The following is a 21,563-nucleotide window of genomic DNA, read 5'->3' on the forward strand; positions in this document are numbered from 1 at the left end:
TCAATTAAAAATTAAAGGTATGCTAAGTCTTTTGTTTTAATAATACTTTAACAACGTGATTTTGAAATAGTTTGGTTTTATTCTTAAAAAATCGAGATTTAAACACGCTTCACACGAATTGTTTTTATCTTGTACTAAAATATAATAAATGTCTGCAAACTCTTCATTTCAAGTCTATAATGCATCTGCTGGAAGTGGTAAAACCTTCACGCTGGTTAAAGAGTACCTTAAAATTTTATTTTCGGCTTCTGGTAACTTTCAATTTAAAAATATTCTCGCCATAACATTTACAAATAAAGCAGTTGGCGAAATGAAAGCCCGCATTTTAGAGATGTTAAAACACTTTTCTGAAACTGAAAATTTAAAAAACCCGCATCCAATGTTTACAAACATTGTTGAAGACTTAAAACTGAAGCCTGAAGATCTTCAAAAAAAATCTAAAGCCATTTTAAACACCATCATGCATAATTATGCAGCTTTCGATATTTCGACTATTGATGGTTTTAATCACAGATTAATTAGAACTTTTGCTCACGATTTACATTTACCAGTCAATTTTGAAGTAGAATTAGATACGGAATCTTTATTAAATGAAGCCGTAGATCGTTTAATAGCAAAAGCTGGAACCAACAAAGAATTAACAAAAGTGTTGGTGGATTTTGCTATCGAAAAAGCGGATGACGATAAAAGTTGGGATGTTGCAAGAGACTTTAATAACATCGCAAAATTACTAACTAAAGAAAGTGATTTAGACTTTGTAAGAACGTTAAACGATAAATCGCTAGACGATTTTTTAGCATTAAAAACAACTTTAAAAGAAACGATAAAAAATATAGAAAAGGAATGTTTGGCTCTTTCGGAGAAGGCTTTATCTTTAATTGAAAACCATAATATTCCTCAAAATCATTTTAGATATTCAGATTTACCTAAACATTTTATAAAACTTAAAAACCTCAAAATAAGTGAATTGAAGTTTGATGGAAGATTAGCTGATGATCTTGAAAACGAAAAATACTATACAGGAAAAGCCACAGCCGAAACCAAACAAAGTATAGAAAGTATTATTGAAGAACTGAAAGCTTTATTTTACAAATCTGCGACTTTGCCAGAACGTTATTTATTGCCAATTGCTATATATAAAAACCTAACACCTTTATCTGTTTTAACGGTTATAAACAAAGAGTTAATTGCAATTAAAGCAGAAGAAAACAAAATGTTAATTAGCGAATTTAACGCTATTATTAGTAATGAAATAAAAGACCAACCAACGCCATTTATTTATGAGCGCATGGGCGAAAAATTTAAACATTACTTTATAGACGAGTTTCAAGATACCTCACAAATGCAGTGGGAAAATTTAATTCCATTAGTCGATAACACCTTATCTGGCGAAAATGTAAAAGGCGAAAAAGGCACAGCAATGATTGTTGGTGATGCCAAACAAGCTATCTACAGATGGCGTGGCGGAAAAGCTGAACAGTTTATGGAGTTGTTTAACAAAACTTCGAAACCTTTTTATATAGATCAAGACGTTAAAAATCTAGGCTCAAATTTTAGAAGTTTCAAAACTATAGTTAATTTTAACAATGCACTATTTAAGTATATTTCTACACATGCGCTTTCAAAGGGAGATTATGCAGACCTTTATGCGCAATCACATCAAGAACCGTCTAAAGATAAAGAAGGCTATGTAAACCTAAATTTTATAGATTTTGAAAATGAAGAGAATGACAAAGATGAAGTTTATACACAACATGTTTTCAACACAATAAAAGACTGCCAGAAAAAAGGTTATGCATTAAAAGACATTTGTATTCTAGTAAGAAAGAAAAAACATGGTATTGCAATTGCTCAATTTTTAAGTACTCAAGACCTTAAAATTACCTCTAGCGAAACCATGCTCATTAATAATGCTGCAGAAGTTCAGCTCATTAACAATGTGTTAACCGTTTTAGTGAACCCAAACGATAGTGAGTGTAAAGTTAATATTTTAGATTTTTTAGCTGATAAATATGATGTTAAAGACAAACATGACTTTTTTAAAAATCATGTTTTTTTAGATCAAGAGCCCTTCTTTAAAAGTTTTGAGGCTTTCGGAATTAATATTAATCCTATCCAATTAGTACAACAAGGGTTGTTCGATTTGGCTGAAACAGTTGTTAGGAGTTTTAAATTAGTAGATGCTTCAAACGCTTATGTTCAGTTTTATTTAGATACTATTCTAGAATATTCACAGAAACACATTTCGGATTTAGCCTCGTTTCTGGAGTATTTCGACTTTAAAAAAGACAAATTAAGTATTGTTTCTCCTCAAGAACAAGATGCCATTCAAATTATGACTATTCATAAGTCTAAAGGATTGGAGTTTCCAGTTGTCATTTTTCCTTATGCGGAGATTAATATATATGAAGACATTGAACCTAAAGAATGGTACACTTTAAAACCAGAAAACTATAACGGTTTTAAATATGCTTTATTAAATTATGGAAAAACTTTCGAGTCTTATGGAGAACAAGGCAGTGCTATATATGCCAAACATCAAGCCGAATTAGAACTTGATAGTTTGAACCTATTATATGTTGCATTAACACGTCCTGTAGAGCAGCTATATATTATTGGAAAAAAAGATATCAATAAAAAAGGTGAGTTAAATTTAAAATCATACTCAGGATTACTCATCGATTATTTAATAAAAACTGGGCATTGGAATGACACTGAAACTATGTATAGTTTTGGTTCACCAGAAAAGCCGGAATCAAAAAAAGAAGAACAAAGTATTAAGACTATAGAACAGCAAGAATTTATATCTACTGCTAAAGAAGACCATAATATAAAGGTGATTGCAAATTCGGGCTATCTATGGGATACCAAACAAGAAGATGCTATAGAAAAAGGAAACTTAGTGCATGATATTATGGAGCATATAAAAGTTGAAAGCGATATAGACTTTGCTATTAACGATTTTGAGAGTTCTGGAATAATAGACAAAAGTCAAGCAAAAGCTTTAAAAAGCTCAATCCTTGAGATTATTAACCATAAAGATTTAAAACCTTATTTCTCTGAAAGCAATACCATTTATAACGAACGTGATATTATTTTAAAAACTGGAAAAATTTACAGACCAGATCGCTTAGTTATTAATAACAGAAACGAAGTTGCAATTATAGATTACAAAACAGGGTTACACAATCCTAAATACCAACATCAATTACAAGACTACCAAGATGTTTTAGAAGAAATGGATTTTAAAGTAACCAAAAAAATACTTTTATATGTTAATAAGGACATAACAATTAAAACTTATAATTAATGTTTCATAAATTTGTAGAATCAACTAACAATAAATAAGCATGTACGGTAAAATACAACAACATTTACAACAAGAAATACTAGACATTAAAGATAACGGACTTTATAAAGAAGAACGTATAATCACATCACCACAAGGTGCAGAGATTACTTTAAGCACTGGTGAAACAGTATTAAATTTTTGTGCTAATAACTATTTAGGTTTATCATCGCACCCAGAAGTAATACAGGCAGCAAAAGACGCAATGGATACTCACGGTTTTGGAATGAGTTCTGTTCGTTTTATTTGTGGAACCCAAGACATACATAAAGAACTTGAGCAAAAAATAGCAGATTTTTACGGTACAGAAGACACCATACTATACGCAGCAGCTTTTGATGCTAATGGTGGTGTTTTTGAACCTTTATTAGGAAAGGAAGATGCAATAATTTCAGATTCCTTAAATCATGCTTCCATTATTGATGGTGTTCGTTTATGTAAAGCTGCAAGATATCGTTATAAAAATAACGACATGACAGATTTAGAACAACAACTAATCGATGCAAATAAAAATGGTGCAAGACATAAAATAATTGTTACCGATGGTGTGTTCTCTATGGATGGATTAGTCGCGCCATTAGACGAAATCTGTGATTTAGCAGATAAATATGATGCTTTGGTAATGATTGATGAATGCCATGCAACTGGATTTATTGGGAAAACAGGAATTGGAACTCTAGAAGACAAAGGTGTTTTAGGAAGAATAGATATTATTACAGGAACTTTAGGTAAAGCTCTTGGTGGCGCAATGGGCGGTTACACAACGGCTAAAAAAGAAGTGATTGATATCTTACGTCAGCGTTCAAGACCATATTTATTTTCAAATTCTTTAGCTCCGGCAATTGTAGGCGCATCTATTAAGGTATTCGATATGCTTAAAAACGATACTTCATTAAGAGATAAACTTGAGCATAATACAAATTACTTTAAAAAAGGGATGAAATCGGCTGGTTTCGATATTATAGATGGAGACTCGGCTATCGTTCCTGTAATGCTATATGATGCAAAATTATCCCAAACGATGGCAAATATGCTCTTAAAAGAGGGGATTTATGTTATTGGCTTCTTTTTTCCAGTTGTGCCAAAAGAAAAAGCACGAATTAGAGTACAGTTATCTGCTGCACACGAAAAAAGCCACCTAGACAAGGCTATCGAAGCTTTTATTAGGGTGGGAAAGACACTAGAAATCATTAAATAATCATTATAAATTTTAACAATTTGCTAGAGTAAACAATATTTTTATATATTTGTCTTTGTTAATACTATTTAACAACTTATTTTTGTCTTTAATTAACACTTAAAATTAAATTTTTTGAATATGAAAAATCTTAGCAGATTATTATTCACTCTAGTACTTGTAGTAAGTTTTAGTAATGTGAATGCACAAGACCAAGACAATCCTTGGGCTATTAGTTTTGGAATGAACGCAGTAGATTTCTATCCTGTTGGAGAAGATGCTCCACAAGGAGATTTCTTTGATGAGTTTGCAAACGTGAAAGACCATTGGAATATTTTACCTTCTTTGTCTACAGTTTCTATATCTAAATTTATGGGTAACAACTTTTCATTACAAGCTCGTGGATCTATAAACAAAATTGAAAAATACGGTCAAACTACTGGTATTAATGCTAATCCTAGTGTACGTGTTGGAGATTTAAACTACTATGCACTTGATGCTAATGTAAGATATCACTTTGCAGATTTAATTAAAAGTAAAAAACTAGATCCAACAGTTGGTATAGGTGGTGGTTATACTTGGGTTGAAGAAGGTCTATATAACACTAACGGAGCTGGTGGAAATAATAATCTTGGTGCTGGAACTTTAAATGGTTCTTTAGGATTAACTTACTGGTTAACAGATAACGTAGGTTTCTCTATAGAATCTAAGTTTAAAAATTCATTTGAAGACTACGTAGATACACACTTTCAACATACTGCAGGATTTACTGTAAGATTTGGAGGAGCTGATACTGATGGTGATGGTATATTCGATAAGTATGATGCTTGTCCAGAAGTTGCAGGTTTAGAAGCTTTCAACGGTTGTCCTGATACTGATGGTGATGGAATCGAAGATTCTAAAGATGCTTGTCCTAACGAAGCTGGTTTAGCTGAGTTCAATGGTTGTCCTGATACTGATGGTGATGGCGTTGTAGACGGTAGCGATGATTGTCCTACTGTTAAAGGTCTTAAAGCTTTAAATGGTTGTCCTGATTCTGATGGTGATGGTATAACTGATGCTAAAGATAATTGTCCTAACGAAGCTGGTCCAGCTGAAAACAAAGGATGCCCATGGACTGACAAAGATGGTGATGGTGTATTAGACAAAGATGATCAATGTGTTGACGTAGCTGGTACAGTAGCAAATAATGGATGTCCTGAAATAGTTCAACCAACTCAAGCAGTAATGGAAACTTTAAATTCATATGCTAAAACAATATTATTCGCTACTGGAAAATCAACTTTCAAAGATCAAACTGTAACTGTTTTAAATAATATTGCTGCGATTTTAAAAGATTATCCTAAATCTAACTTTACAATTGAAGGACATACGGATAGTGTAGGTAGCAAAGCTACTAACCAAAAGTTATCAGAGAAAAGAGCAAAAGCAGTTATGAACTACTTATCAGAGAATGGTATCTCTTCTTCTAGATTAAATGCTTACGGTTTTGGTGAAGATTTCCCAATGTACCCTAACACTACTAAAGATGGTAGAGCAAGTAATAGACGTGTAGAGGTTAAACTTAAAAAATAAGTTTCTCAACACTTTTAAATAATTTTAAAAAAACGCTCGGTTATACCGTAAGCGATTTTTTATTTTTATACAATGAAATCTTTTATTTTCGATGTATTACAAAACCTTAAAGTCAAGGGCGAAGATTTATCCAGCCTATGCTTCATTTTACCTAGTAAACGCGCTGGTGTTTTTTTAAGACAAGAATTATCTACAGTCGTTAACAAAACTATATTTTCGCCAACTATTATTAGTATTGAAGAATTTGTTGAAGAATTAGCTCAATTAAAATCTATTCCTAATACAGAATTATTATTCGAGTTTTATAACACTTACTTAGCATTAACTCCAAAACAAGAACAGGAACCTTTTGAAACCTTTTCTAAATGGGCGCAAATATTACTTCAAGACTTTAATGAAATTGATCGTTATCTTATACCGCAAGAAAACATCTTTGGCTATTTAAGTGCAATAAAAGAAATAGACCACTGGTCTCTAGAAGATAATAAAACAAACGTTGTAAAAAACTATCTAAAATTCTGGGACAAACTAAAACTCTACTATAAACATTATACAGAAGCATTGTTAGCCAATAAAACAGGTTATCAAGGTTTAATCTATAGAGAAGCTTTAGGAAACATTGAGAACTACTGCGCGAACACTAAGCAGAAGCATGTTTTCTTAGGGTTCAATGCTTTAAATACTGCAGAAGAAAGACTAATTCAAGAATTATTAAAAAACGACTTAGCAGAAGTATTTTGGGATATAGATGAAGCCTTTATAGCAAATCCTATCCATGACGCAGGCCTATTTACAAGAGAACATAAAACACGATGGAACTATTTTACAACTCATACATTTAATTGGATAACAAGACACTATTCTAAACCTAAAAACATTGAAATATTAGGTGTTCCTAAAAATATTGGACAAGCGAAAACAATAGGTTCTATATTAAAAATAATAGAAACAAAAAACCCAAATCTAAAAAGTACAGCTGTTGTTCTTGGAGACGAGAATTTATTAATTCCAGTTTTAAATTCAATTCCTTCTACCATAGACAAGCTTAACATTACAATGGGCTTTCCGTTAAGCTCTATTCCTCTTGCGTCTCTTTTCGAACAATTATTTGCAATACACAAAAAAGGGTCTAAAAAATATTATTACAAAGATATTATTGGACTACTCTCACATCAATTTATAAGACCTTTATTTTCAAATGAAGACACTAATAATGCTACAAGTTTAATTGAAAGTATTAAAAAAAATAACCTAGTATATTTATCGCTCTCCGATTTAAAAGCCTACAGTAAGTATAATTCAGAACTATTAGAACTTCTTTTTAATAATTGGCAAAACAATGCAAATAATGCTATCCAGAATTGTTTCAAAATAATAAATAGAATAAAAGAACACCTGAACATAAAAAATGCAGACCATCTCTTGTCTCTTGAATACCTATACCGTTTTAATAAACTCTTTAATGAACTCTTTAGGTTAAATGAAAGCTATAATCACATCAATGACATTTCTGCTCTTTTTAGCATATATAAAGAGCTTTTAACGAGTGAGACTTTAGATTTCCAAGGAGAGCCTTTAGAAGGCCTACAAGTTATGGGAATGTTAGAATCCCGTGTCCTTGATTTTGAAACTATAATTATTTCAAGCGTAAATGAAGGTGTTCTGCCTTCCGGAAAAACAAACAATTCTTTTATTCCTTTTGATGTTAAAATAGAAAACGAGTTACCAACATATAAGGAAAAAGATGCCGTTTATACCTATCATTTTTATAGACTATTGCAACGCGCCAAAAACGTTTACATAATTTATAACACTGAAGCCGATGTTTTAACTGGAGGCGAAAAAAGTCGATTCATTAATCAACTAGAATTAGAAGCTATTCATACTATCAATCATCAAATTGTTACGCCTCAGGTTCCTAGTTTCAATTTTGAATTAAAAGAAATCAATAAAACCGAAGCAGTAACAAATAAGTTGAAAGCAATAGCACAACAAGGCTTCTCTCCTTCATCGTTAACAAATTATATAAGAAATCCGTTAGATTTCTATTACCAGAAAATACTTGGTATTAAAGACCTTGAAAATGTCGAGGAAACTGTTGCCGCCAATACAATGGGAACTGTTGTTCATGACACTTTAGAAGCATTATACAAACCATATATTGGGATGCATTTAAAAGTTGATGCTATCAAAAAAATGAAGCCTCAAATTGATACTAATATTTCGAGGTTTTTCCAGATAGCCTATGCAGATGGAGATATGACTAAAGGTAAAAACCTAATTGTATATGAAATTGCAAAACGTTACGTTCAAAATTTCTTAAACCTTGAAATCGCGGATTTAAAGCAAGGCAACACCATTAAAATAATAGCATTAGAAGAACGTACAGAAATACCATTAGACATTCCAGAACTAGACTTCAATGTAAAATTAAAAGGAACTGTAGATCGTGTAGACGAATATAATGGTGTAACACGGATTATTGATTATAAAACTGGTAAAGTCATAAATTCCGAAGTAACAATTACAGATTGGGAAGACTTAACCACTGATTATAAAAAGTACAGTAAAAGCTTTCAAATATTGGCTTATGCATATATGATGAATATACAAAACCCATTAAATTTCCCTATTGAAGCCGGTGTAATTTCATTTAAAAACCTCAACTCAGGCTTTTTAAAATTTAATAAAAAAGAGACTTCTAAGGCACGAAGTGGCGATACTTTTATCACTCAAGACACTTTGAATAGTTACTTTGAAGAGCTAAAAACATTAATTATTGAGATTTGTAATTCAGAAATCAATTTTGTTGAAAAAGAGGTGTAATGATAAAAAAGAATCAAATTTTAGACAGAAAAGACCAAAAACCTATTCTTTTTGATGTGTTTTTTAATAAAATCAAAGAACCAAAACCATTAGTCATCTTTTGTCATGGGTACAAAGGTTTTAAAGATTGGGGAAGTTGGAATTTACTTGCCGAAGCTTTTATGAAAGCGAATCTATTTTTTGTGAAATTCAACTTTTCTCACAATGGAGGCACCATTGAAAACCCGATAGATTTTCCAGATTTAGAAGCTTTTGCAGAAAACAATTACACTAAAGAGTTAGATGACTTAGACTTTATTCTAAATTATTTACTATCAGAAGGTTGTGAACATAAAAATGAGATAGACAGAAATAACGTCACTGTTATTGGCCATTCTCGAGGTGGCGGAATTTCTATTATTAAAGCCGCAGAGGATCCAAGAATTACTAATATTATAACCTTAGCTAGTGTCTGCGATTTCGAAAAACGCACAGCAACCGTTGGCGATTTAAAACAATGGAAAAAAGAAGGAGTTAAATATGTATTGAACGGAAGAACGAAACAGCAAATGCCTCATAACTATCAATTTTACCAAAATTTTAAAGCTAATGAGGTTCGATTAAACATAGAAAGGGCAGAAAAATCATTACAAATTCCTCATCTCATTATCCATGCAAAAGACGACCCATCAGTAAAATTCAATGAAGCAGAAGCGCTTCATCTTTGGAACGCTAAAAGTTTATTATATACTATTGAAAACAGTAATCATGTTTTTGGTGCCATGCATCCTTGGCAAGAAAAAAGTCCTCCAAAAGCATTATTGCAAGTTATAGAATACTGTATTGGACAGATTTGCTAGAACGTTCTTAACCGTTTTATTTTAAACCGCTAAGTACTAAAACTGGAAATTCACTGATATGAAAATCTTTTTTCAACATTACATTCTTCTCCCAAAGCATTGTGAAAAAACCACGTTTACGTCTAACAACACATAACAAATCTGGATTACTTGATTTATAATGTTCTAAAACGCCTAGATAAGTTGTAGCATTTTGAGATTTAGTGGTACTTGTTATCATACTATCTAATTGACTGCTCACGTTAAAATCATCAGGGTTGTAAAATGGTGTTTCTACTAAAAGTAAATTCACTGTAGCATTAAAACTGTTTTTAATAGACTTTAATGGTTCTAAGGCTTCTTCCCTATTAATTATCGCAGATTTTAATGCAAATAAAATCGAAGCAATAGGTTTAAAAACAAACCCTTCAGGAACTATTAATGCAGGAATATTGGTCTGTTTAATGATTTTTCCAGAGGTTTTACCTAAATACACCTCATCTTTAATAGAGTTAGTTCTTGGTTCTAAAATAATCATATCAATATCAAAAGCCTTACAAACTAAATCAATAGTATTAACTAATTTTCCTTTAAACGTCCTCGTAATAACTTCTACATCTTTGTGATCAATTTGCGATACATGATGCTCTAGAAACGCCTTACTTTCACGTTCAATAATATGATCGATCTTTATCATAGTTCCGGCTTTAGTATAAACGTTATATATTTGAACAACGTAAAGTCTAGCACCCGTAGCTTCAGCAAAATCTACAGCGTATTGTAAGTGACTTTTAGCATTTTTAGACGATCCAACTGGAACTAAAATATTTTTCATGACGTGATAATTAAATGAATTTACGCTACAAAAATACAGTTTTTATGCTAAATCTTACGACCTTAGCTTATACTAAAAATTAAAGCCATTTTGAGCACTAATATTAGCTTAAAGCATATAAATAAAATAGCTATTCCAGCACTCATTTCAGGAGTATCAGAACCTATATTATCTTTAACAGACGCAGCGATAGTTGGAAATGTAGATTTTAATGCTACAGAATCTCTTGCAGCGGTTGGGATCGTTTCTACATTTTTATCCATGTTAATCTGGGTATTTGGCCAAACTAGAAGTGCTATTTCTTCTATTGTTTCGCAATATTTAGGAGCTAACAAGTTAGATGAAATTAAAAATCTTCCTGCTCAAGCAATTTTTATTATCACAACGCTAGGTATATTAATTATAATGGCTACTTATCCTTTTGCCGAAGCTATTTTTAAACTTTATAATGCAGAAAGCCAAATTCTAGAATATGCTGTAGATTACTATAACATTCGCGTTTTTGGTTTTCCATTTACACTATTTACTATTGCTGTTTTTGGAGCTTTTAGAGGCTTACAAAACACGTATTACCCAATGATTATTGCCATAATTGGAGCGGTTGCAAATATTATTTTAGATTATGTTTTGGTTTATGGTTTTGCAAATGTTATTCCTGCTATGCATATTCAAGGTGCTGCTTATGCCAGTGTAAGTGCGCAATTTTTAATGGCATTACTTTCAGCTTATTACCTTGTTAAGAAAACAGATATTCCGTTAGTTGTTAGCTTTCCTTTTAACAAAGAAATAAAACGCTTTTTATTAATGATAGGCAATTTGATTATTAGAACCATCGCTTTAAATGTAACCTTATATTTCGCTACAAAATATGCTACAGGTTATGGCAAAGAATATATTGCAGCTTACACCATCGCGATAAATTTATGGTTTTTAGGTGCGTTTATAATTGACGGTTATGCGAGTGCTGGCAATATTCTATCTGGAAAATTAATTGGCGGAAAAGAATACAGTAAACTCATATCTTTAAGCAATAGCTTAATAAAATATGGCATTGCAATTGGAATAATTATCGCTATTCTAGGTACCATATTTTATTATCCAATCGGAAAAATATTTATTAAAGAACCTGATGTTTTAGAACAATTTTATAGCATTTTTTGGATTGTTCTAGCCATTCAACCTTTATGTGCTTTAGCATTTATATTCGATGGTATGTTTAAAGGGCTTGGGAAAATGGCAGACTTAAGAAACCTTTTATTACTATCAACATTTGTTGTTTTTCTGCCTATACTTTATGTTTTAGACAAATATGATTTAAAACTAACAGGGATTTTTATCGCGCTAACATTTTGGATTGCAGTTCGTGGTTTACCGTTAATAATAAAATTTAGAAAAGAATTTTTACCACTATCACAAAAGAATTAACTTTGGCGCGAGCTTAAGGCTCATTAAAACATAAAAGATGGAAATATTAAACTTTTTAGGAGGCAGTGGGTTTTTTGCTATACTAGCCTTTGTTATCGTCATAATCTATTTATATAACAGGTACAAAAACCGCAGATAATGGGAAATATTCGTATTACTAAACTTTTTTCTTTCGAAACAGGTCACGCACTTTATGGTTACGATGGGAAATGTAAAAATGTTCATGGACATAGCTACAAACTATCTGTAACTGTTTTTGGTAAGCCAATTTCAGATAATACAAATGTAAAGTTTGGAATGGTTATAGACTTTACCGACTTAAAAAAGATTGTGAAAGAGGAAATTGTTAATGTGTTCGATCATGCTACTGTTTTCAATAAAAACACACCTCATGTAGAGTTAGCAAAAGAACTTAAAGACAGAGGTCACAATGTGCTTTTGGTGGATTACCAGCCAACAAGTGAGATGATGGTGATCGATTTTGCTGAAAAAATTAAAAACCGTTTACCGGCAGACATACAATTACACTCCTTAAAACTTCAAGAAACAGATAGTTCATATGCAGAGTGGTATGCAAGTGAAAACTAAATTCCTGAGAAAGCAAGAATTAATTATATTTACAACATGCAAATTCCAAAAGGAAAGAAAATATATTTCGCTTCAGATAATCATCTTGGTGCTCCTACAAAAGAGCAATCATTTCCACGTGAACAAAAATTTGTCGCTTGGTTAGATGAAATAAAAGAAGATGCAGCAGTTATATTTCTTCTAGGAGATTTGTTTGATATGTGGATGGAATACAAAACTGTAGTCCCAAAAGGTTTTACAAGAACGCTCGGGAAACTTGCAGAAATTAGTGACTCTGGCATTCCTATTCATTATTTTGTTGGTAATCACGACTTATGGATGAATGGCTATTTTGAAGAAGAATTAAACATTCCTGTTTACCATAAACCACAAGAATACACGTTTAATAACACGACATTCTTTATTGGCCATGGAGATGGTTTAGGTCCTGGAGATAAAGGTTATAAACGCATGAAAAAAGTGTTTACTAATCCGTTTTTTAAATGGTTATACCGTTGGCTCCATCCAGATTTTGGTATGCGTATAGCACAACATCTTTCTGTGAAAAACAAAATGATTTCTGGAGACGACGACGCTAAGTTTTTAGGTGAAGACAACGAGTGGTTAGCGCAATACTGCAAACGCAAACTAGAGACTAAACATAGAGATTTGTTTGTTTTTGGACACAGGCATTTACCATTAGATATTAAGTTAAGCGACAAATCTAGATATGTAAATCTTGGCGACTGGGTAAGCTATTATACTTATGGTGTTTTTGATGGTGAAACTATGGAATTAAAGAAATATTAATTCATCAATATCTTCAAAGTCATTAAATCTATTTTACCATCTGGAAATAAGTTATTCTTTTCTTCAAAGCTTTTTAAAGCTTCAGACGTTATGTTTTTATAAACACCATCTACAGGAATAGCATACCCATTTTTTACTAAAAGCTTTTGCATTTCGAAAACAAAGGCGCTTTTCTCTTGAGAAAACAAGGTTTTTTGTGGCATCATATCCAATAATATTTGTTTTTGTTTTAAAGTAGCTTCCGCTTTATTATAGTCTGCAATAGAAACGCCTTTTGCTTCAAACAGCTTTATATCTTGATTTGTTAGACCTTTACTTTTTAGTGTTTTAGATTGCTCTAAAACAGCCTTGTAGTACTTTAATTCCGCTACTTTTCTTCCGTATTCAGAAATTGCTAATGTTGTTTCTTCGTCATTATCTTCAGGACTTCTTACATCTATTCCATTAGCACTCCATTGCATTTGCATATAGTTGTTTGCTTCTTCTAAAGCACCATAATAATTATAAACTGTTTCTGGATTGTGGTAATTTACATCTATAGCTTCATCAGGTTTAATATTTGCGTTTTTAGGATGAAACCGTTGGTATTCTTTGTATTCAGAATAAGTGAAAATTAGGATAATTACAGCAAGTATAAAGAGAAGTATTTTTTTCATTGATTGCTTGTGATGTATAAATACAGTTGATTAGTGAAAACAAATATAAGGGAATTTCAACTTAATTAATATTTAAGTCTTAACCGTTAGCCTCAAAATCTTTAGTTAAATCTAGTCTTCTAAAACTTGGTGATGCAATTGCGGTAGTAATAACAGTAATTAATGTCATGGTTCCTCCAAAAACAACAGCAGTGGCTGTTCCCATAAGTTTTGCCGTTACACCACTTTCGAAAGCGCCTAACTCGTTAGAAGAACCAACAAACATCGAGTTAACCGACGATACGCGACCACGCATATTATCTGGTGTTTTAAGCTGAAGTATGGTTTGCCTAATAACCATAGAAACGCCATCTGTTACACCACTAAAAAATAGCGCCACAACCGAAATCCAAAACGTTGAAGACATCCCAAACACTATAATACAAACACCAAACCCAAAAATGGCGAAAAGCAATTTTAGTCCTGCATTTTTACTTATTGGAATATAAGCGGTTACTAACATTGTTAAAAAAGCGCCTACTGATGGTGCAGCTACTAAAATACCAAAACCTCTTGGTCCAACTTTTAAAATATCTTCTGCAAAAACAGCTAGAAGTGCCACTGCTCCACCAAATAAAACGGAAACCATATCTAAGGTTAATGCTCCTAATATGGCTTTAGTTTTAAACACAAAACTGACACCTTCTTTTAAACTTTGAAGTATCGGCTCTCCTATTTTAGGGTTTAATATTGGTTTTTTAGAAATCTTAAACACCATTATTAGCGAAGCCATTACCATGCCAAATACAATGCATAAAGACCAATGTACACCAATCCAGCTTATTGAAAACCCAGCAAATGCAACACCTAAAACACGTGCCATTTGCCAAGTAGAACTACTCCATGTTGCGGCATTAGGATAGATTTTTTTTGGAACAATTAAAGCGACTAATGAGAAAATAGTAGGTCCAAAAAACGAGCGTAAAAAGCCGCCAAAAAATACTAGAGCATAAATAGAATACAACAAACTGGTTTTAGACCAGGTTTGAGAAATGGTATTAGACGTTAGCCAAAACAAAGCAAAACTAATAACTGAAAATGCTACAATACATAGAGCTAGGAGGTTTCTTTTTTCACGTTGATCTACAATATGTCCTGCAAATAATGCCATTGTAAAGGCCGGAACAATTTCCATTAAACCTATAATACCAAGAGACAAAGGATCTTTTGTTAACGCATAGACTTGCCATTCTATTACAATAAATTGCATAGACCATCCAAAAATTAATAAAAAACGCATAATTAAAAAGACGTTGAACTCTTTAAACCGTAATGCTGCGTATGGATCGTTTTTAGCCATTAAATTTTAAGGTAGTTTTAAATATTAACGCAAAAGTATACTAAGGATAGTTGTTATTTTAGTTTTTCTTAATTAGTTTAAACTCCACACGTCTATTTTTTGCTCTATCGGCTTCAGTATCGTTTACCGTAATTGGTTTAGAACTACCAAAACCAAACCATTTAATCCTTTCTGGTTTTAAACCTTTATTAATTAAATAGCTTGAAACTGATTTTGCACGTTGCAAAGACAATTCATTATTTCTCTTTGCTAATCCTATAGTATCTGTATGACCATAGATTTCGATATTCAGGTTTACATTATTGGTTAAATAAATGAATAATTTATCTAATTCTTCAATAGAAATGTTTTGTAATTCAGCTTTATCGAACTCGAAAAACACGTTTTTAAAGGTGTAAGTTTTTTGAGTTTTGAGAAGAGAAACCTCTTCTTTTTTTATTATTATTTTTTTACCTCTGACGGTTTTTCAATGATTGAATCATTATCAATATTTTCAACTGAAACATCATCAATATAATAATAAGAAAACTTGGGTTTTATATTTTTTTTAATTTGTTTTTTTTTAGTCTTACTATTAGACTTAAAATTCCCAATTGAAAAATAATTCTCAAAACCATTTGAAAAAAAAGAAAATGAAACTTTTATCCAATCTTCAGTTTGCTGATAATATACATTCTTATTATTCTTAATCAATGTGAAACTTTTTGAAGTTACCCTTTTGGGTCTTATATATTTCTCACACCAATTTGAATGATAACACTTACTCAGTTCTTCTTCAGTAAACAAAACGCTTAAGTTTAAAATACTATGTGTTGATTTTTTAGCAAGGCTAACATAAAATGAGACTATATATTCTTCCCCTTTTACCAAACGCAACTTCAGTTCTCCTTGAACATATTCTCTATAATTATCATCTGTGAATACATAGATTCCAGCATAACCTTTTCCAGTTCTAGCCTTCTGAGACCCATTATAATTTTCTAAACCTTTTAGACCTCTTTCAGTTTTACAAGAATTGTAATAATCTGTACTACCAGAATTTGGTGTAGACCAGTTTTGGACATCTCTATTAAAACTACCTATAACTATTGGACAATTAATATAGGCCTCAAAACTAGGATTCAATACCAAATTTTGCGCATTTATACTTCCGAATAAAAAAAGAAAAAGTAACATTGCTTTTAATTTCATAATAATTTAAACGCATAAGCAATAGACATATTATATATTTTTGACATTAAGGGAGAAGTTTGAGTGCCAAATAACACTACTATTATTGAATATCTCGCAACTTCAATTGTAAAGACACATTACCCTTCCATTCATTCTCATCTATAGAATATGTCGCTTTAAATAGTTTCTTATTTTTAATAAGGCTTAGCTTATTGCCTAAACCAAAACCAATACACACTATTTTATCGCTATTGGGTTGTTTTACGGTAATTCGCAAATGCTTATCGTCTTCGCCAACACATTTACCATAACCTGTATCATGCAAATTATCACTCATAAAAACTGGCGACATATTTCCTGGTCCAAAAGGTGCGAACTGACTTAAAATACGATAGAATTTATCTGAGATATCGTTAAGCTCAATCTGTCTATCTATTGTAATTTCTTGGGTTAACAATCTTTTATCTATTGTAGCTTCTACAACGTCTTCAAATTTTTGTTTAAAAGCGTCGTAGTTTTCTTCTTTAAGTGTTAAACCTGCAGCATATTTATGGCCTCCAAACTGCTCGATATGTTCCGAACACGCTTCTAAAGCATTATAAACATCGAAACCCTTTACAGATCTTGCAGATGCCGCTAATTTGTCTCCACTTTTAGTAAACACTAAAGTAGGCCTATAATAAGTTTCTATTAATCGACTAGCAACAATACCAATAACACCTTTATGCCAGTCTTGGCTATAAACAACAGTAGTAACCCTTTTCTGTTCTTTTTGTTTTTCAATGTGCTCAAGAGCTTCGATTGTAATTTGTCTATCTGTTTCACGTCTGTCTGTATTAAAATCTTCTATTTCTTTTGCAAAAGCCGCAGCTTTTTCAATGTTGGTTTCTGTTAATAAATCTACTGCATATTGACCATGCTTCATTCTGCCAGCAGCATTTATTCTAGGCGCAATAACAAACACAACATCTGTAATAGTTAGTGTTTCTTTTTTAATCTGATTTATTATAGCCTTAAATCCAGCTCTAGGTTTCTCGTTAATAACTTGCAGTCCAAAATAAGCTAGAATTCTATTTTCTTCTGTAATAGGAACAATATCTGCTCCAATAGCTGTGGCTACCAAATCGAGATATTCAACCAAATCGTCAATGGTTTTTCCTTTTTTTAATGCTAATGCTTGAATCAATTTAAAACCAACGCCACAACCACACAATTCTTTATAAGGGTAATTACAATCGTCTTGTTTTGGATCTAAAACTGCAACTGCATTTGGTACCGTTTCTCCTGGTCTGTGATGATCGCAAATTATAAAATCGATATTTTTTTCTTCCGCGTAAGCGATTTTATCAATCGCTTTTATACCACAATCAAGTGCTATTATTAAGCTAAAATTATTGTCTTCGGCAAAATCAATGCCTTGAAAAGAAATGCCATAACCTTCTCCATAACGATCTGGAATGTAAGTAGCAACGTTTGGATATTCGGTTTTTAAATAGGAAGACATCAACGACACGGCTGTTGTACCATCGACATCATAATCACCATAAACCAAAATGTTTTCGTTGTTTTCTATCGCTTTTTCGATACGACCGACCGCTTTTTGCATATCCTTCATTAAAAAAGGATCATGTAAATCGCTTAAACTTGGTCTAAAAAAATCTTTAGCTTGAGCGTAAGTCTCTATTCCTCTTTGTGCCAAAAGTGCTGCAATAGGCTCTTCAACTCGCAATGCTTGTTGTAAAAACTGTACAGTTTCAAGATTCGGTTTTGGTTTTAGAGTCCAGCGCATTTTTTTTAGTTAAAAGAGAAAAATATTTACAGTGTCATTATGAGATTCTTCGTTGTACTCTGAATGACAAACATTTAATTATTATGGAATATAATATTCGTTTTAACCTCAGCAAACTGACGAAACATTTCCATGACACCACAATATTTTTCAACTGAAAGAGCAACAGCTTTGGTTATCTTTTTTTCATCTAAAGCACTACCATAAAAATGATAATCTACAATTACAGTATGGTATGTTTTTGGATGCTCGTCTGTAAGCTCGCCTGCGACTTCAATTTTAAAATCAGAGAATTCTGTTTTCATTTTTTCTGCAATAGAAACCACATCTAAACCAGAACACGCTGCTAAAGAAGATAACATTACAGCTTTTGGCCCTAATGGTTTGTAAGGGTCGTTACTGTTTTCAGACTGCCCTAAATTAAACAGATAACCATTGGGATTATCGCTTTCGAAAATCATTTTTTCTTTCCAAACAGTTGTTACTTTATGTGACATAATTGAAGAATTTTTCGTTAATTGATACTCTCAAAAATACTATTAAAAAACCAAACATATGCCACTAGTAACACCTTTAGATGCTGAACACGATTTAGAAACAAAAAAACTTGCAGAATTTTTTAATGAAACTTTAGGGTTTTGTCCTAATTCTGTGCTCACCATGCAACGCAGACCTGCAATTTCAAAAGCTTTTATAAACTTAAATAAAGCGGTTATGGCTAATGAAGGTAAAGTAACTTCTGCCTTAAAACGTATGATTGCTTGGGTAAGTAGTAATGCTACTGGTTGTCGTTATTGCCAAGCACATGCTATAAGAGCAGCAGAGCGTTATGGCGCAGAACAAGAACAGTTAGATAATATTTGGGAATACAGAACACATGCTGCTTTTAACGATGCAGAGCGCGCAGCTTTAGATTTTTCTTTGGCGGCTTCTCAAGTGCCAAATGCGGTTGATGCAGACATAAAAAAACGTTTACACGCCCACTGGACTGAAGGTGAAATTGTAGAAATGTTGGGTGTTATTTCGTTATTTGGTTACCTAAACAGATGGAATGATTCTATGGGAACAACACTTGAAGGAGATGCTATAGATAGCGGAAACCAATACCTTGGAAAACATGGTTTTGAGGTTGGGAAACATGTTTAGATGAAATTGAAACCTTGTTAGAAATAGTGAGGTTTTTTTGTTAGTTATTTTGACCGAAGTTATAACACAACATTATTTAGAAAGTCATATTAATAAAACATATAAAGTAGTAGTTTAAAATGTGTCTTTTTTCAGATTAATAAAAGATAGCAGAAAAGAAGTTAACTTTAAGTTCAGATCTTAACTGCTGTTTTTTATACACGTGGTTATGCCTCGGTATTATTGTTTTTGATGTAATAGACAAAATGGTTGCTGATAATCTTGTTAGCCCTTATATTGATTAGGTTTATAGTAAATCAAAGGCTTTGAATAAAAAAAATGTGTTTATTGTAAGAGTTCCCTAACCAAAAAATATGGGATTAGAAATGAAAAACAACGCTACAAATGTTTATCCTGCGGCACGTTTTTTACAGGAGGAAAACAGACTTACCAGCAACTTGCTAGAAAGCACGGATGTTCTAAGAGAACTATCCAGCGAAAAATGGATTTATACAAGGTTACAATTCCAAAGCACATTCCGAGTAAAATTGTAGTTTTAATGGATACAACCTATTGGGGTAGAAGCTTTGGTTTGATGTTATTTAAGGACGCCTACACCAAAGAAAATCTACTTTGGTATTATGTCCGTTCAGAAACTAATACACTTTACTTAGAAGGTGTTAATCACCTCATATCAAGAGGCTATATTATAGTTGCAATTGTCTGTGATGGAAGAAAGGGGCTTCTAGGATTGTTTAAGAATTTACCTGTACAGCTTTGTCAGTTTCATCAGGTTGCAACCATACGACCATACATAACTAAAAACCCTAAGATGCCTGCTTCAATTGAGCTTAAAGCACTTGTAAGCTTGTTAAAACAGAACGATAAAGAATCTTTTGCTGGAGGCTTAGGATTATGGTTTACAAAATGGGAATGCTTCCTAAATGAGCGCACTACAAACCTCGAAACAGGAAAAAGTTACTATACTCATAAACGACTCAGAAGTGCTTATAGAAGTCTAAACACAAATATAAAATGGCTCTTTACTTGGTATGATAATTTCGATCAAAATATACCTAATACAACAAATATGATTGATGGTCATTTTTCAGATTTAAAAAACAAATTGAGGAATCATAATGGCTTGACTAAAAACAGGAAAATCAAATTTATAAATGAATTTTTAAAAGGATAATACACTTTAAAACGACATAAAAAAGAAGCAGTAAAAGGCTTCATAACTTGTTGTTTTTGTCTAGCTTAAAATAGGTGTCAGACGTGTTCGTTTTTATTAGAATCTAATTCTGTTTTATTAGGTTAAAATTTATGATATTTTCTGTTTCCTCAATAGCAAAGAATTAAGAATAAAATCAGCAACCATTTTGTCCACTTGGAAAATATTACACCAAATTAGCAACCATTTTGTCTATTACGCCTTAATTTCATACTACTAAACAATAGATTTATATTGAGTTAAATACGATTTTATTATAGTGAAAGATACTTTTGCAAAAACATAAATTAAAACAATACTAATAGTTAATGCCGTAGAAATAAAAATTGTGCTAATTCCTTCTTCTATTCTTGGTCTAATAATAATTGAGATAAAATTAAGCGCTTGAACTAAAACAAAATACATAAAACCTAATCTTTCTACTCCAGAAAAGCGTGAATATTTGAATACTTTACAAGCAATAATATAAATCGTAATTAAAATTACGATTAACACTAAAGGAACTCCAAACACATTATTAATCGACTTAACGGATAATTCTGCTAAATAAAAATGCGATAAAAACATTAAAACCACAAATAGAATTATTGTTTTATAATCAATTAATTCTTTAAGTATAAGTTTAGTGTTTTTGTTAATAACAGAATTAATAAAATTATTATTCTCCTTTAATAAGCTTGCTTTATTTTCAACCATATACTTTATAAAAACATCGTAAAAAGTAGCTACTGAATTGGCTTTCATAATAGCTTCAATTTCTGAAGCCACATGATCTGTAATTTCCATGCGAATATCTGCATGAATCACATCAGAATTTTCTAAGTAATTATCGATAAACTGGATTTCTTCTTTAGTTAATTTCATA

Annotated in this window: 17 protein-coding genes and 1 pseudogene; 10 read left to right on the plus strand and 8 right to left on the minus strand. The window is 31.8% G+C overall.

Features of this window, described 5'->3' with window-relative positions; genetic code table 11:
* Positions 1–148: 148 nt before the first annotated feature.
* The 5 genes from RH82_RS09690 (at position 149) to RH82_RS09710 (ending at position 9,766) form a co-directional block, all read left to right on the plus strand.
* Entirely contained in the window at positions 149–3,310 is a 3,162-nt protein-coding gene (locus RH82_RS09690) for a UvrD-helicase domain-containing protein (protein WP_034060285.1), read from the plus strand.
* Between the two features lie 40 nt (positions 3,311–3,350).
* The gene (kbl, locus tag RH82_RS09695; RefSeq protein WP_034060288.1) at positions 3,351–4,547 is read left to right on the plus strand and encodes a glycine C-acetyltransferase; all 1,197 of its coding nucleotides are present in this window, start codon (positions 3,351–3,353) and stop codon (positions 4,545–4,547) included.
* 120 nt (positions 4,548–4,667) lie between these two features.
* Positions 4,668–6,101: an OmpA family protein gene (locus RH82_RS09700; protein ID WP_034060291.1), complete on the plus strand. Its 1,434-nt coding sequence runs from the start codon at positions 4,668–4,670 to the stop codon at positions 6,099–6,101.
* Between the two features lie 72 nt (positions 6,102–6,173).
* Positions 6,174–8,927 (plus strand): PD-(D/E)XK nuclease family protein, encoded by a 2,754-nt coding sequence (locus tag RH82_RS09705; protein ID WP_034060293.1) that lies wholly within the window; start codon positions 6,174–6,176, stop codon positions 8,925–8,927.
* Positions 8,927–9,766: an alpha/beta hydrolase family protein gene (locus RH82_RS09710; RefSeq protein WP_034060296.1), complete on the plus strand. Its 840-nt coding sequence runs from the start codon at positions 8,927–8,929 to the stop codon at positions 9,764–9,766. The genes RH82_RS09705 and RH82_RS09710 overlap by 1 nt, the downstream gene beginning before the upstream one ends.
* A 16-nt stretch (positions 9,767–9,782) precedes the next feature.
* On the opposite strand, the gene RH82_RS09715 is transcribed toward RH82_RS09710, so the two are convergent.
* On the minus strand, positions 9,783–10,580 hold the full coding sequence (locus RH82_RS09715; RefSeq protein ID WP_034060298.1) for a universal stress protein: 798 nt from the start codon (positions 10,578–10,580) through the stop codon (positions 9,783–9,785).
* A gap of 90 nt (positions 10,581–10,670) precedes the next feature.
* On the opposite strand from RH82_RS09715, the gene RH82_RS09720 reads away from it, so the two are divergent.
* The 3 genes from RH82_RS09720 (at position 10,671) to RH82_RS09730 (ending at position 13,382) form a co-directional block, all read left to right on the plus strand.
* A complete protein-coding gene (locus RH82_RS09720; protein ID WP_034060301.1) occupies positions 10,671–12,005 on the plus strand; it encodes an MATE family efflux transporter in 1,335 nt (444 codons plus the stop codon).
* A 138-nt stretch (positions 12,006–12,143) separates the two neighbouring features.
* The gene (locus RH82_RS09725; RefSeq protein WP_034060303.1) at positions 12,144–12,593 is read left to right on the plus strand and encodes a 6-pyruvoyl trahydropterin synthase family protein; all 450 of its coding nucleotides are present in this window, start codon (positions 12,144–12,146) and stop codon (positions 12,591–12,593) included.
* 36 nt (positions 12,594–12,629) lie between these two features.
* Positions 12,630–13,382, plus strand: a complete 753-nt coding sequence (locus RH82_RS09730; RefSeq protein WP_034060305.1) for a UDP-2,3-diacylglucosamine diphosphatase — start codon at positions 12,630–12,632, stop codon at positions 13,380–13,382.
* Here RH82_RS09730 and RH82_RS09735 read toward each other — a convergent pair.
* The 6 genes from RH82_RS09735 to RH82_RS09760 all read right to left on the minus strand — a co-directional run bounded on the left by RH82_RS09735 (position 13,379) and on the right by RH82_RS09760 (position 18,836).
* Positions 13,379–14,038, minus strand: coding sequence for a peptidoglycan-binding domain-containing protein (locus RH82_RS09735; RefSeq protein WP_034060307.1), 660 nt, complete (start codon positions 14,036–14,038; stop codon positions 13,379–13,381). The genes RH82_RS09730 and RH82_RS09735 overlap by 4 nt on opposite strands.
* 79 nt (positions 14,039–14,117) lie before the next feature.
* Entirely contained in the window at positions 14,118–15,377 is a 1,260-nt protein-coding gene (locus RH82_RS09740) for an MFS transporter (protein WP_034060309.1), read from the minus strand.
* 58 nt (positions 15,378–15,435) lie between these two features.
* Entirely contained in the window at positions 15,436–15,759 is a 324-nt protein-coding gene (locus RH82_RS09745) for an OmpA family protein (RefSeq protein ID WP_034060312.1), read from the minus strand.
* Between the two features lie 59 nt (positions 15,760–15,818).
* The gene (locus RH82_RS09750; protein WP_034060315.1) at positions 15,819–16,568 is read right to left on the minus strand and encodes a hypothetical protein; all 750 of its coding nucleotides are present in this window, start codon (positions 16,566–16,568) and stop codon (positions 15,819–15,821) included.
* Between the two features lie 82 nt (positions 16,569–16,650).
* Positions 16,651–18,339, minus strand: a complete 1,689-nt coding sequence (gene recJ, locus RH82_RS09755; RefSeq protein ID WP_034060318.1) for a single-stranded-DNA-specific exonuclease RecJ — start codon at positions 18,337–18,339, stop codon at positions 16,651–16,653.
* Positions 18,340–18,413: 74 nt separating this feature from the next.
* Complete coding sequence (locus RH82_RS09760) at positions 18,414–18,836, minus strand: OsmC family protein (RefSeq protein WP_034060320.1); 423 nt, start codon at positions 18,834–18,836, stop codon at positions 18,414–18,416.
* A gap of 58 nt (positions 18,837–18,894) precedes the next feature.
* On the opposite strand from RH82_RS09760, the gene RH82_RS09765 reads away from it, so the two are divergent.
* Together RH82_RS09765 and RH82_RS09770 are read left to right on the plus strand one after the other, a co-directional pair.
* On the plus strand, positions 18,895–19,485 hold the full coding sequence (locus RH82_RS09765; protein WP_034060322.1) for a carboxymuconolactone decarboxylase family protein: 591 nt from the start codon (positions 18,895–18,897) through the stop codon (positions 19,483–19,485).
* Positions 19,486–19,813: 328 nt separating this feature from the next.
* A pseudogene (locus RH82_RS09770) lies at positions 19,814–20,659 on the plus strand (IS256 family transposase, variant Zn-binding type); the annotation flags it as partial.
* Positions 20,660–20,914: 255 nt separating this feature from the next.
* Here RH82_RS09770 and RH82_RS09775 read toward each other — a convergent pair.
* On the minus strand, positions 20,915–21,562 hold the full coding sequence (locus RH82_RS09775) for a hypothetical protein (protein ID WP_034060324.1): 648 nt from the start codon (positions 21,560–21,562) through the stop codon (positions 20,915–20,917).
* Position 21,563: the final 1 nt, after the last annotated feature.

It is taken from the genome of Lacinutrix jangbogonensis (assembly GCF_000797445.1).
Taxonomy (GTDB): domain Bacteria; phylum Bacteroidota; class Bacteroidia; order Flavobacteriales; family Flavobacteriaceae; genus Lacinutrix; species Lacinutrix jangbogonensis.